Annotated in this window: 17 protein-coding genes; all 17 read left to right on the top strand. The window is 44.2% G+C overall.

From position 1 onward, the window contains the following. Window positions 1–21 precede the first annotated feature (21 nt). The 17 genes from flgB to fliY all read left to right on the top strand — a co-directional run bounded on the left by flgB (window position 22) and on the right by fliY (window position 13160). Window positions 22–420 (top strand): flagellar basal body rod protein FlgB, encoded by a 399-nt coding sequence (gene flgB / locus ACFQ4A_RS01410; protein WP_382397045.1) that lies wholly within the window; start codon window positions 22–24, stop codon window positions 418–420. A gap of 2 nt (window positions 421–422) precedes the next feature. Beyond that, complete coding sequence (gene flgC, locus ACFQ4A_RS01415) at window positions 423–881, top strand: flagellar basal body rod protein FlgC (protein WP_382397046.1); 459 nt, start codon at window positions 423–425, stop codon at window positions 879–881. Window positions 882–946: 65 nt separating this feature from the next. Beyond that, window positions 947–1258 carry a flagellar hook-basal body complex protein FliE gene (gene fliE / locus ACFQ4A_RS01420; protein ID WP_382397047.1) on the top strand — a complete coding sequence of 104 codons (312 nt, stop codon included), beginning with the start codon at window positions 947–949 and terminating at the stop codon, window positions 1256–1258. Between the two features lie 114 nt (window positions 1259–1372). Continuing rightward, window positions 1373–2971, top strand: coding sequence for a flagellar basal-body MS-ring/collar protein FliF (gene fliF, locus ACFQ4A_RS01425; protein WP_382397048.1), 1599 nt, complete (start codon window positions 1373–1375; stop codon window positions 2969–2971). A 14-nt stretch (window positions 2972–2985) separates the two neighbouring features. Beyond that, the gene (fliG, locus tag ACFQ4A_RS01430) at window positions 2986–3996 is read left to right on the top strand and encodes a flagellar motor switch protein FliG (RefSeq protein ID WP_382397049.1); all 1011 of its coding nucleotides are present in this window, start codon (window positions 2986–2988) and stop codon (window positions 3994–3996) included. Next, window positions 3989–4750, top strand: a complete 762-nt coding sequence (gene fliH / locus ACFQ4A_RS01435) for a flagellar assembly protein FliH (protein WP_382397050.1) — start codon at window positions 3989–3991, stop codon at window positions 4748–4750. Before fliG ends, fliH begins: the two co-directional genes overlap by 8 nt. Then, window positions 4750–6063, top strand: a complete 1314-nt coding sequence (gene fliI, locus ACFQ4A_RS01440) for a flagellar protein export ATPase FliI (RefSeq protein WP_382397051.1) — start codon at window positions 4750–4752, stop codon at window positions 6061–6063. Before fliH ends, fliI begins: the two co-directional genes overlap by 1 nt. 2 nt (window positions 6064–6065) lie before the next feature. Continuing rightward, entirely contained in the window at window positions 6066–6539 is a 474-nt protein-coding gene (gene fliJ / locus ACFQ4A_RS01445; RefSeq protein WP_382397052.1) for a flagellar export protein FliJ, read from the top strand. Continuing rightward, a complete protein-coding gene (locus tag ACFQ4A_RS01450) occupies window positions 6517–7107 on the top strand; it encodes a MotE family protein (protein ID WP_382397053.1) in 591 nt (196 codons plus the stop codon). Before fliJ ends, ACFQ4A_RS01450 begins: the two co-directional genes overlap by 23 nt. Before the next feature lie 35 nt (window positions 7108–7142). Beyond that, window positions 7143–8534 (top strand): flagellar hook-length control protein FliK, encoded by a 1392-nt coding sequence (locus ACFQ4A_RS01455; protein WP_382397054.1) that lies wholly within the window; start codon window positions 7143–7145, stop codon window positions 8532–8534. A gap of 9 nt (window positions 8535–8543) precedes the next feature. Continuing rightward, entirely contained in the window at window positions 8544–9044 is a 501-nt protein-coding gene (gene flgD / locus ACFQ4A_RS01460; protein WP_382397055.1) for a flagellar hook assembly protein FlgD, read from the top strand. A 1-nt stretch (window position 9045) separates the two neighbouring features. Continuing rightward, complete coding sequence (locus ACFQ4A_RS01465) at window positions 9046–9456, top strand: TIGR02530 family flagellar biosynthesis protein (RefSeq protein WP_382397056.1); 411 nt, start codon at window positions 9046–9048, stop codon at window positions 9454–9456. Between the two features lie 50 nt (window positions 9457–9506). Continuing rightward, the gene (gene flgG, locus ACFQ4A_RS01470; RefSeq protein ID WP_382397057.1) at window positions 9507–10301 is read left to right on the top strand and encodes a flagellar basal body rod protein FlgG; all 795 of its coding nucleotides are present in this window, start codon (window positions 9507–9509) and stop codon (window positions 10299–10301) included. A 44-nt stretch (window positions 10302–10345) separates the two neighbouring features. Further along, window positions 10346–10564, top strand: a complete 219-nt coding sequence (locus ACFQ4A_RS01475) for a flagellar FlbD family protein (RefSeq protein ID WP_382397513.1) — start codon at window positions 10346–10348, stop codon at window positions 10562–10564. Next, a complete protein-coding gene (gene fliL / locus ACFQ4A_RS01480; RefSeq protein WP_382397058.1) occupies window positions 10557–10976 on the top strand; it encodes a flagellar basal body-associated protein FliL in 420 nt (139 codons plus the stop codon). The genes ACFQ4A_RS01475 and fliL overlap by 8 nt, the downstream gene beginning before the upstream one ends. A 71-nt stretch (window positions 10977–11047) precedes the next feature. After that, window positions 11048–12043, top strand: a complete 996-nt coding sequence (fliM, locus tag ACFQ4A_RS01485; RefSeq protein WP_382397059.1) for a flagellar motor switch protein FliM — start codon at window positions 11048–11050, stop codon at window positions 12041–12043. Beyond that, window positions 12036–13160: a flagellar motor switch phosphatase FliY gene (fliY, locus tag ACFQ4A_RS01490; RefSeq protein ID WP_382397060.1), complete on the top strand. Its 1125-nt coding sequence runs from the start codon at window positions 12036–12038 to the stop codon at window positions 13158–13160. The genes fliM and fliY overlap by 8 nt, the downstream gene beginning before the upstream one ends. Window positions 13161–13177 lie beyond the last annotated feature (17 nt).

Here is a 13177-nt window from a genome sequence, read left to right on the forward strand (position 1 = left end):
TATGGATAGGAGGAAAGTCCAATGGCGTTTTTTCCCGACTCATTACAGACGCTGGAAAATTCCCTGGGGTATGCGTCTGCTAAAAACCACTCAATTTCTGATAATATAGCCAATGTGGATACACCCGGCTACAAGGCGAAAGATGTCGAATTTAAAAATGTTTTGCAAAATGAATTAAAATCTTCGCTGGAAGCAAAACGTACACATTCCCAACATATCCCTTTCAATCATTTTAATACAGATCAATCATACCGTACAGTGACACGCCGCAATACGATGTATAACCATAACGGGAACAATGTTGATGTGGACAAGGAAATGGCAGAACTGGCGGACAATCAAATCTATTATCAAGCCTTGGTTGATCGGATTAATGGGAAATTCTCAAGTCTGAAAACGGCAATTGGAGGGGGCAATTAAGGATGTCAATTTTTCATGCCATAGATACAAATGCAAGTGCCCTAACAGCACAACGTCTTCGTATGGATGTTGTTTCTTCCAATATTACGAATGCGCAGACGACACGGGCTGTTATGAATGAGGATGGCGAATATGAACCCTACCGGCGAAAAATGGTGACGTTGGAGCCTTCCGGACGTAACTTTCAAACCTTCCTTGATAGGGCTGTGCAAACGAATTCGGATAAAGCAGGTTCAGGGGTGAAAGTGTCTCGGATTACGGAAGATGAAACCCCCTTTAAGGTTGTCTACAATCCAGATCACCCGGATGCAGACGAAGACGGCTACGTTGAAATGCCCAATGTTGATCCGCTGAGGGAAATGGTGGATTTAATGAGTGCGACCAGGTCCTACGAAGCTAACATCACATCCCTGAATGCCAGTAAAAATATGCTGATGAAAGCACTGGAGATAGGGAAATAGTCTTTTGAAAAATACCGGCTGTCAAATAACCGGTTTACGATGGTATACATAAGGAGAGAGATTGGATGAGTACTTTTTTGAATGGGGCCGGCAATACTCAGGCCGTTATGCCAAATACGGATACAGCAAAACAAACGGTTACACCCAATGAGGTGCATCAGCAATTTGCTGACACACTTAAAACAGCGATTGATAGTGTCAATAATGCCCAAGTTAACTCGGATAACAAAACAGAAGCATTGGCAAAGGGGCAGGTTGATGATTTGCACGATGTGATGATAGCAGCCCAAAAAGCAAGTGTGACATTGGAATCTTCTGTGCAAATTCAGCGTAAAGTGATCGATGCCTATAATGAAATCATGCGTATGCAAATATAACAGCAACCCTGGCAGATACAGCCGGTTATGTCGTTTAGTTGTTTGATCAGGTACTAAGAGTAGCTGTTAAAGCGTGGATTTTGGCGGATTTTTTAGAATTTGGCGGGGGAATATATGAAGAACAAGGTCATGGAATTAAGAGATAAAGCTCAATCTTTTTGGCGTCAACGTTCAACCAGCCAAAAAGGTATATTCATAGGTTCTGCTGTAATTGTTATTGTGTTACTTTCAGCGATTTTAATATTTTCGTCCAATCCGCAACTTGTTCCGCTGTATCATGATTTATCGGTGCAGGAGGTCAGTCAAGTTAAGGAGGAATTGGACTCCAGGAGTGTTCCATATGAGGTGGAAAATGGCGGAACAACGATCAAGGTCCCTGAATCTGACGTTGATGGGCTGCTGGTTGATTTGGCCGGACAGGGTATACCGGACTCCGGCAGCATTGATTATTCCTTTTTCGGCGATAACGCGTCGTGGGGTATCACGGATAACGAATTTGACATGATCAAGTTGGACGCTATGCAAACCGAACTGGCCAACCTGATAAGAGGGGTGGAAGGTATTGATGACGCAGAAGTTATGATCAACATGCCGGAGGAGCCTGTTTTTGTTAGCGATGTTGAACAGGAAGCCAGCGCATCCATTGTGATCAAAACAGAGCCGGGATATGATTTCAGAGGAAATCAGGTTAATGCTTTGCATCATTTGGTGGCAAAGGCAATACCGAATCTGAACGAAGACGATATCGCCATAATGAACCAATACTTTGAATACTATGATCAGGATTCACCAAATGGCAACAGCCGGGAAGATACCTATACATATCAGCAAAGTGTCAAGAAGGATATTGAAAAAGATATACAACAGCGTGTTCAACAAATGCTGGGGGCAATGGTTGGAAGAGATAATGTCATTGTCTCGGTAACAGCAGATGTTGATTTTACCGAGGAGAACCGTGTGGAAGAGTTAGTGGAACCGGTGGACATAGACGAGATGGAAGGCCTTCCGGTAAGTATTGAAACGATTGAGGAGGCTTATCAAGGTAATCCGCCCGTTGGCGGTGATGCGGGTACAGGTGATGAGGATATCCCCAATTATCAGGCTGTCGAGGAAGGCGAAAACGGCGAATATGAACGATCCAAAGAAACGATCAATAATGAGTATAACCGGATTCGTAAAGAGATTGTTGAAAGTCCTTATAAAATCCGTGATTTAGGTATTCAAGTTGCCGTCAACGAAGCAAAGGGCGAACAGGATGGCGACGTCCAATATTTATCAGCCCCGGAACAGGAAACTGTCAGTGCCGGGATTGCTTCAATGTTGGATTCGATTATCACCACCTCCATCGATGGTGAATACGGCGACGTCCAGCCTGAAGAGAAAACATCAATCGTGTTTCAGGAATTCAGTGAAAGCGTTGGTTCACCGCAGCCTTCATCACCCGCTGTACCGTTGTGGCTGTATATCGCTGGTGGTGTATTGCTTGCCATTATCATTGGGTTGATTATAATGCTGTTACGCAGCCGGAAACCTGGGAAAGAAGAGACCTTTACGGAACAAACAGTGGCTGTTGACACCGAATCAAATGTCCCGGAAATGGACGATGTCGAAGAATCAGATTCCGCCAAACGAAAAAAGCAGCTGGAAAATATGGCGAAGGAAAACCCGGAAGACTTCGCCAAGCTGTTGAGGAGCTGGCTTGCAGATGATTAAGGAGGGGAATACGGATGCCCAGACATGATGAGCTGTCCGGAAAGCAAAAAGCGGCCATTTTATTAATATCCCTGGGACCTGACGTATCAGCACAAGTGTACAAGCATTTATCCGCTGAGGAAATTGAAACATTAAGCCTGGAGATTTCCTCGGTGCGAAAAGTCGAAGCCGATATCAAAGACGATGTGCTGGACCAGTTTCACCAGATTGCCCTGGCACAGGAATATATTTCGCAGGGCGGGATTGGTTATGCGAAGACGGTTCTCGAAAAAGCTTTTGGTGATCAGGAAGCAAGCCATATTATCGACCGTTTGACGGCAGCTTTGCAAGTCAGGCCCTTCGATTTTGCGCGTAAGGCTAATCCGCAGCAAGTGTTGAATTTTATACAAAATGAACATCCGCAAACGATAGCACTCGTCTTATCATATCTTGATCCGGAACAGTCCGGACAGATTTTATCCGAACTGCCGCAAGAAATGCAGGCGGAAGTGGCCAAGCGGATTGCCACAATGGATTCGACGTCGCCGGAAATTATAAACCAGGTCGAACAAGTATTGGAACGTAAAATTTCATCATCACTCACAGAGGATTATACCCAGACAGGTGGTATCCAGTCAGTCGTTGAAGTGTTAAATGGTGTTGATCGGAGTACCGAAAAGACCATTCTGGATACGCTGGAAATTCAGGACCCTGACCTGGCTGAAGAAATCAAAAAACGCATGTTTGTCTTTGAAGACATTGTTGTGCTTGATAACCGGGCTATCCAGCGTGTCATCCGGGAAGTAGATAATGAAGATTTACGTCTGTCCCTGAAAGTTGCCAGCGATGAGGTCAAGGAAATTGTGTTTAAAAATATGTCCCAGCGCATGGCGGAAACATTTAAGGAGGAAATGGAGTACATGGGACCTGTCCGCCTGCGTGATGTGGAAGAAGCGCAAATGCGGATTGTCGGAGCGATCCGCCATCTTGAAGAAATCGGCGAAATTGTTATTGCGCGTGGTGGAGGTGACGATATCATTGTCTAACATTTATCCAAATCAGTCGAAAACGGCAAAGGAACGGCGCATTAACGTCAGACCGATCAGTGTAACGGGATTGGACAATACCCATCCAGCAGGGACCGGGAATGAGGACCATCAGAAGATACAATTGGAAATTGATCAGGCGAATGAAGAACTGCAGCGTATTAAAGATGAGCAGGCAAATGCTATCAAACAAACCAACACGGAAATCGAAGCGGTAAAAGCGGACTGGGAAAAGGAGAGACAGCAATATATCGAACAAGCCAGGCAGGAAGGGTATACGGCTGGATTCCAGCAAGGCAAGCAAGATGGATTTGAGCACTATCAGCAGTTAATCACGGATGCAAATGACGTGGTCAAGGCAGCGACACGTGATTACCATAAAACCCTGGAACAAAGTAACGAACAGATAGTAGATTTGGCCATCCATATCGCTGAAAAAATCATGCGTCAACAACTTGAGGAACAGCCGGAGACATTCATGGCAATTGTGCAATCAGCCATCAAAGAGACCGGGGATAAACCGGAACTTTCGCTTTATCTAAACCCGGTGAATTACGATGCTATCATCCAGCAAAAGGATGAACTCACCCGCTTTGCCGGCAGGGATGTAAGGATTTCCGTTTATGCCGATGAGACGTTAAATGAAGGCAGCTGCCTGATTGAACATCCATTCGGGCAGATTGATGCCAGTATTGACGAACAACTGCAGGAATTACGAGAAAAATTACATGAAGTCAGTATGGAGGACGACTGATGAATGTGCGTCAATACATCGCAGCGATTGATCAGGTCGATTCAATAAAACGGTACGGAAAAGTGTCACGTGCAGTCGGTCTGATGATAGAATCGCTCGGACCGGAGGCAAATATCGGTGATGTTTGCCTGATTCATCGCCCGACCAATGGAAAAGCCGTTATGGCTGAGGTTGTCGGATTCAGTGATGAAAAGCTTATCCTGATGCCCTATGCACAAGCCACTGAAATTGGCCCCGGCTGCCTGGTGGAATCAACGGGCAAAGCTTTAACAGTCAAGGTTGGCCGGGGGCTAATCGGCCAAGTTGTCAACTCTCTCGGGGAATGTCTCAATGATTCGAAGCTGCCCAAAGGATTAACCAGCTATTTAACCGAACAGTCACCACCGAATCCGCTCACACGACCGCCTATTTCGGAGCCAATCCAAGTGGGAATCAAGGCCATTGATGCCATGCTGACAGTCGGTAAAGGGCAGCGAGTCGGTATTTTTGCCGGAAGTGGTGTCGGGAAGAGTACGCTACTTGGTATGATGGCGCGCAACAGCAGTGCAGATATTAATGTCATCGCCTTAATTGGAGAGCGCGGCCGGGAAGTCCGCGAGTTTATCGATCGGGAACTTGGTAAGGAAGGGCTGAAAAAGTCTGTTGTTGTGGTCGCCACGTCGGATCAGCCGGCGTTGATGCGTATTAAAGGCGCCTATACCGCGACGGCAATCAGTGAGTATTTCCGGGACCTGGGATTTGACGTGAATCTATTAATGGATTCTGTAACCCGGGTAGCGACGGCACAGCGTGAAGTTGGCCTTGCCACGGGTGAACCGCCGACAACAAAAGGGTATACCCCATCGGTGTTTGCAGCACTTCCAAAATTACTGGAACGGACGGGGACAAGCAGTAAGGGCACGATCACGGCTTTTTATACGGTCCTCGTAGATGGTGATGATCTGAATGAACCGATTGCCGACAGTGTGCGGGGGATTTTGGACGGGCATTTTATTCTTGATCGGAAGCTGGCTGAACAGGGGCAGTTTCCTGCTATCAATATTTTAAAATCGATCAGCAGAGTCATGAGCAACATTGTCAGTGACGACCATTTGGAGGCGGCGCAGCAAATTAGGGAGCTGATGGCGACCTATGACGAAAACAGTGAACTGATCCAGATCGGCGCCTATAAGCGGGGAACGAATCAGGTGATCGATCGCGCCATTTCATACCATCCGAAGATACAGGCCTATTTAAAACAGGGTATATCCGACTATCATTCATTAGACGCATCAATCAACCAAATGAAAACACTGCTTAATGGAGGGGCTTGACGATGACAGGAACAGCGGCACTTTCTAAAGTTTTACATATCAGGGAGAGCGAAAAGGAGTACGCACAGAAAGCGTACCAAGAATCGATGGACATATTTGAGGAAGTTGCGACAGAACTATATGAACTGCTGCGGAAAAAAGAAACAGCTGAAGCAGCATACGAAGAATGTCTCACGCAGCCTACGTCCATTGATAAAGTCAGGGAACAAGCCACTTATATCGAGAACCTCACAAAGCAAATTATGGATTTACAGCGAGATGTCCAGAAAGCCCGGCATGATATGGAAACTAGGCATGAGCACTTATCGGATGCTTATGTGGAAGTAAAAAAGTTTAAAAAAATAATTGACCAACGGCAAAAGCGGACGAATGCCATCATTAAAAAAAATGAAGAAGCTCAAATGGATGACATCTCCATGCGGCAGTATATGAGCCAAAAATCAGGTGAGTCAAATGGCACAGAAAACAGAACATGAAAAAAAGAAAATAAATCCACTTTTGTGGTTCCTGTTTGCGATTGTCATCCCCGCGATTGTGGCTATAACACTTGTCGTGATTATATTGATGATAACTGGTGTGGATGTGGTTGGATGGGCTAAAGAGAAAGGAAATGACATCCCGGTCTTGGCCGAAGTTGTGACGAACGATGAAGAAAAGAATTCACAGCGTACAGAAGATAAATGGCGCGAGACAATTGCCGGTAAGGATGAAGAGATTGCCTCATTAAATCAAGAGGTATCCGCTTTGGAATCAACGAATAAACAGATGGAACAGGAAATCGCCAAACTGGAGAATGAACAGGACAGCGTAGAAGAGGATGGAGACAATGACGAAGCATCCGAGCAGGAATCCATCGCTGATATTGCCTCGTCTTTCTCGGATATGGACAATGAACAGGCTGCGCAAATTTTACAAAACGTGGAAGAAAGTCTGGCTGTTTCAATTTTGGCCGATTTGCCATCCGATGCACGCGGCGACATATTTGAAGCGATGGAACCTGATGCTGCAGCAGGATTAACCCAACAATTTGTCAATCAGGACTAGTAATGCGAATGACCTACTTGAAAGGGGGTGATCAATTGAACGCAGCTGGAATGTTGTTTAACCAATTCATACAGTCAAAAGACGGTGTACTGCAAACGCTCAATAAAGACGCAGCATCGGATCAGCAAAATGTTTTCCGGCGTCTATTATCCGGTTCAAGAAATGAGACGGGCAACAAGGCCGGCGCTCAACACATTACAAAGAAGATTAATAACACTAGTGAACTGATTGAAATGTTATCGGGGTCAGAGGACAATAATGATCTAATCGAAATGTTATTGGATTCAGATGATGTTAATAAACAGATGGATCAAGCGGCATTACAGGCGGTATCAAAGGAAGAAGTCATACAGATGCTGAAAGAACTTATGCAAAATCTGTCCGGACGCAATGGAACATTGACAGATCATAACATGCAAATCCCGGAATCTGTCATTGACAAACTGATCACAAAACGGGGTGATAGCGCAGAAGAGGTTAATATGATAAAGAATAAGGATGTTCCACTTCTTATGCATTTGCAAACAGCGCCACAAACAGTAAGTGATGAAAAAACGATTCAACATCAATTTGCAGCATTGTTTGAACAAGTTCAAAACCTGCTGGCGCAAATAACCAATCAAAAAAACATTTCACAGGTGGCACCGGAGCTTTTAAAGTTGTTGGAACAATGGAGTGTACTAGCGAAGAAAACGAACCAACAATCAGGCGTTTTGTCGGAATTAGCCTCGACGAACAATGAAAAAGAGCAGGCTATCTGGAGGCATCTGGTTCAATCTTTTCAAAAACGAAATCAGCTTGTTATGAAGCAGCAGTATAATACAAATGCCAAAGTAACAAGCAGTGACGTCGCTAAATGGTTGCATCATGCCATCCAAAACCAGGCACAGCTGGATAAGACAACGACACAGCAGACGCTGACGATGACGTCGTCAATGCCAATGTCAAAAGTTGAACAATATGTGATTCATTTGAACCAGACAAACACGCAGCCTGCTGACCATCAATTAATCGAACAGTTTCAAAAGGTCATGAAATCGAGCAAGTTTATGACCATGCAAAATGGTACGTCACAGTTAAACATATCATTACGCCCTGAAAACCTTGGGGACATGATGATTAAGCTGACCCAGATGAATGGTGAGATGACAGTCAAAATTGTTGTGACCTCCGCTGCTGCAAAAGACATGCTGGAAACAAATATGCATCAGCTTAAAAACATGTTTTCACCACAACAGGTCGTGGTTGAAAAACAGGAAGTCAACTCACAGCAAACACAAACTAATCAGCATGAAGAGGATGGACAACCAATGGATGATCATAACGAACAGAGTCAGTCAGATGATTCCGAAGCAGATGATAACCATAGTACAGAAGAAGATTTTGAATTACAGTTACAAGAAGTTTTAATGAATGAGAAGGTGTAGGTGAAAAACATGACGACTATTGACGCGTCACTTTATTTGGATAATCAGCAGACAGGGCGTACACCAAGTCCTGAGCTTGGTAAAGATGAATTTTTGAAAATATTAATGACACAGTTGCAAAATCAGGATCCGTCCAGCCCAATGGATAACGATCAATTCGTATCACAAATGGCATCCTTTTCACAGCTTGAACAAACCATGAATATGGCCAATTCAATTGATGAGCTGGTACAAAAACAAAATGTCTCACCGATTTTGCAATACAGTCATATGATTGGCAAGGAAGTTTCCTATCAAAAGAATGATGAAGAAACCGGTGAACAACTGGACGTCGAAACGGGTACCGTTACTGCCGTGAGTCAACAAGAAGGATCGGCTGTTTTGAAACTTGCAAATGGTGATGAAATTTATGCTGATTCGATTGAGCAGGTAAGTGATCCGGAAGTAAGCCCAGATACAGAAACCAATGGCGGTGACGTAATAGGTCCCAACTCTGGAGGAAGTGATTAGTGTGGATCACCGTATACAGCAATTGCAGCAGCATCATTTAATGCCACAGTCAACTGTCAAAAAGCCCGCACATCATAAGTCAAAAATAAATTTCAAAGACGTGTTAGCAAATGTTCAGGATGTTAAAATCAGCAAGCATGCTGAACGACGGCTGAATGAGCGGAATATCACAATCAATGAAAGCCAATGGCAGACGATTTCAGAAAAAATGACTGAAGCAAAGCAAAAAGGCGTGACAGATTCATTGGTGCTGACAGATCAGGCTGCACTGCTGGTAAGCGCTAAAAACAATACCGTCATTACCGCGATGAATAAGGCTGAAGCGGCAAGTAAAATTTTCACGAATATAAATGGCACGATTCTGATAGACGAACAGGCCGGACCTGATGGGGAGGCCGAAGCTGTTGACTGACAGATACAGCGTTGAATCGTAAGCCAAAACCAATAAAGGGGAGAGATAAAATGTTACGTTCCATGTATGCCGGAATTTCTGGAATGAAAGGATTTCAAACAAAACTGGATGTGGTTGGCAACAATATCTCAAATGTCAATACGTCAGGCTTCAAAAAAGGCCGGGCGACGTTCCAGGATCTATTGAGTCAGACGACAACCGGGGCATCGGGTCCAACAGATAACCGTGGTGGTGTTAATCCTTCACAGGTTGGTCTAGGTTCACAATTAGGTTCAATAGATGATATTCATACGCAGGGGTCCAGTCAAACAACAGACAACCCGCTGGATCTTCAACTGGAAGGAGACGGGATGTTCGTACTTGATACGCCGGATGGACGTGCCTATACACGTGCGGGAAATTTTTATCTGGATTCTGAAGGTAACATGGTAAATTCGGATGGCTATTATTTAGTTGGCAGTGATGAAAATTCCCCATTGAATATACCGGAAGACGCAACAAGTATCAGCATTGAAAAAGATGGCACCGTTACGTATGTTGATGGTGAAGGGGACGTACAGGATGACCAGCAAATCGGCATCGCTATTTTTTCCAATCCTGAGGGTCTTGAAAAAGATGGTGGGAGTTTATACCTTGAATCAAACAATTCTGGTGCACCTGATTTGGTGGAACCGGAATCAGAGGGAGCTGCCACCATCGTCAGCAGAGCATTGGAAATGTCAAACGTTGATCTTGCTGAGGAATTCACGGAAATGATTACAGCACAGCGCGGTTTCCAGGCAAACACGAGAATCATTACGACATCAGATGAAATTCTGCAGGAGCTCGTCAATCTAAAACGATAAATAAGGGGGTAGGGGTGTTCATAAAAGAGCACTCCCGCCAGCATATGATCCAGCTGACTAAATTAAATGGCGACTTATTTACACTGAATGCATTAATGATTGAACAGGTTCAGTCATACCCGGATACAACCATCACATTAACAAATGGGAAGAAAATCGTTGTCAAAGATTCCCAATCCGATGTCTCACAGTTTGTAACAGATTATTATAAGCAAATCGGATTAAATAGCGTGTTTAAAGAGGCGGGTGATAGCAATGGGTAAACTTGCAAAAACAATGATAATGTCACTTGTTGTGCTTTTACTTGCCGGGGGCGGTGCATTGATTGTCGTATTAAATATGGTAGATGACCCAAGTGAAGGCAGTGCACAATCCATTGACACGGTTCTGGACTATTCGTATGAAACACCGGAAATCACAACCGACTTACAGAATGGCAGTTTTGTACGAATTCAATTCCAGGTTGTGACCGATAGTGATAAGGCAAGGGAAGAAGCTAAAAAAAGGGAATTTCAGTTAAAAAACATTCTGATTAAAGAACTTGCCAAAATGGATGAGGAAAAATTCAAATCTGGGCTCTCTGATTTGGAGGATGTTGTGCAGCAGAGGTTAAATGAAGTTATGGAAGAAGGAAGTATTACGGATGTTTATACGATCAGCAAGATTTTACAGTAGAAGTGGTGATTTATCCTTGCTTTTTTTGCGCGTGCCAAAAGCGGGAAACTCCGTTGCGGAGGTGAGGTTTTTTGGTGGAAGAAGTCCTATCACAAAATGAAATTGATGCATTATTGTCTGCTATTTCATCAGGTGAAATGAATGCGGAAGAATTAAAACAAGAAAAGGAAGAGCAGAAGGTCCGTGTATATGATTTCAAAAGGGCACTCCGGTTTTCCAAAGACCAGATAAGAAGTCTTGCACGTATTCATGAAAATTACGCTCGTTTACTGACGACCTATTTTTCTGGTCAGCTACGATCATATGTCAATATTACTGTAGCTTCCGTCGATCAAGTACCTTATGAAGAATTCATTCGGTCGATTCCGAAAATGACGGTATTAAATATATTCAGTGTTCAGCCATTGGATGGCAGGATATTAATGGAAGTCAATCCCAATATTGCTTACGCCATGCTTGACCGGCAGCTCGGCGGCAGAGGCAGCAGTGTCAATAAAGTGGATAATTTGACTGAAATTGAAACGATGCTGATGTCACAGCTGTTTGAAAAGTCAAAGGCGAGTTTATACGAGGCATGGTCTTCAATCATCGGGACTGACCCGGTTTTGGAAGATTTGGAAGTCAATCCGCAATTTTTACAAATGGTATCACCCAATGAGACAGTCGTTGTCGTGTCACTTGATACGACCGTCGGTGAGACAAGCGGCATGATCAATATTTGCATTCCGCATATTGTCCTGGAGCCAATCATTCCTAAGTTGTCGGTTCATTATTGGATGCAGACCAACACAAATAAGCGGGATCCGGACGCGTATGAAAAAATAACACAAACGCTTCAGGGCGCCAGGGTTGATGCTAAAACGCTGCTCGGTGAAACGACCATCAGTATTGACCAGCTGCTTCACTTACATAAACATGATGTCATTGCATTGAATCAGCCGATTGACCATCCATTACAGCTGCGGATTAATGACCAGCCTAAATTTTATGTGCAGGCCGGAAAATCAAAGAACAAAATGGCTGTGCAGGTGCTGGAGGAATTTAAAAGGGGGAAAAACGATGAATGATGGCAAACTTTCCCAGGACGAAATTGATGCATTATTAAAAGTCAGCAGTCAAGAGGAAGAGGCTGAGTCAAACACGTCTGAATTGCTGTCCTCAGTTGAGAAAGACACATTGGGGGAGATTGGCAATATTTCGTTCGGCAGTTCAGCAACGACATTGTCCACATTATTAAACCAAAAAGTGGCCATTACGACACCTGAAGTATCGATTATCACAAAACATGACGTTGACACGTTATTCGAATTGGAGCAAGTACGCATTTATGTCGATTATTCCGAGGGATTCAACGGACGGAATATACTCCTGATGAACTCGGAGGATGCTGCTGTCATTGCTGATATTATGCTTGGTGGAGACGGGACTTCACCGGATCAGGTGCTGCAGGACATCCATCTAAGTGCCGTCCAGGAAGTGATGAACCAGATGATGGGGACAGCGGCTACCAGCATGTCGACCGTGTTTGAAAAGCGGATTGACATTTCGCCGCCTGCCATAAAACTGGAAACAGGAGAAGATGTGCAAAACACCGACATAATCTCCGATGAGGATGATTTGGTTAAAGTCTCATTTCATTTAAAAGTCGGCAATCTAATTGATTCAAATATTATGCAGGTTATCCCGCTTTCATTTGCGAGAACATTAGTCAATCAATTAACAGCCCCGGCTTCAACTGAAAGCCGGCACGAGTCAGCCGTAACAACAGAATCGGACAAACCGGTCGAGGCGACGGATCACGAGCAGGAAGAAAGAACACGGGAGAATCCACAATATTTAGGGAATAAAGTCAACCATGATTCCTCGTCCATCCAACAGGCAGCTTTTTCTGATTTGGAACATGCAGGTTTTAACCAAAACGAAAAACGGAACCTTGATATGCTGCTAGATATTCCGTTGAACGTATCGGTTGAACTCGGACGGACGCAACGATCAATCAAGGATATTTTGGAGCTGTCAGCCGGGTCGATTGTTGAACTGGATAAACTGGCCGGAGAGCCGGTTGATATTCTAGTCAACCAAAAATTAATAGCCAAAGGTGAAGTGGTCGTTATCGATGAAAATTTTGGTGTACGGGTAACGGATATCGTCAGTCAGTCAGATCGTTTAATGAAACTGAAATAACATAGTGGGGAGGCGTT

This window comes from Lentibacillus salinarum (assembly GCF_042679865.1).
Classification (GTDB): Bacteria; Bacillota; Bacilli; order Bacillales; family Amphibacillaceae; genus Lentibacillus; species Lentibacillus salinarum.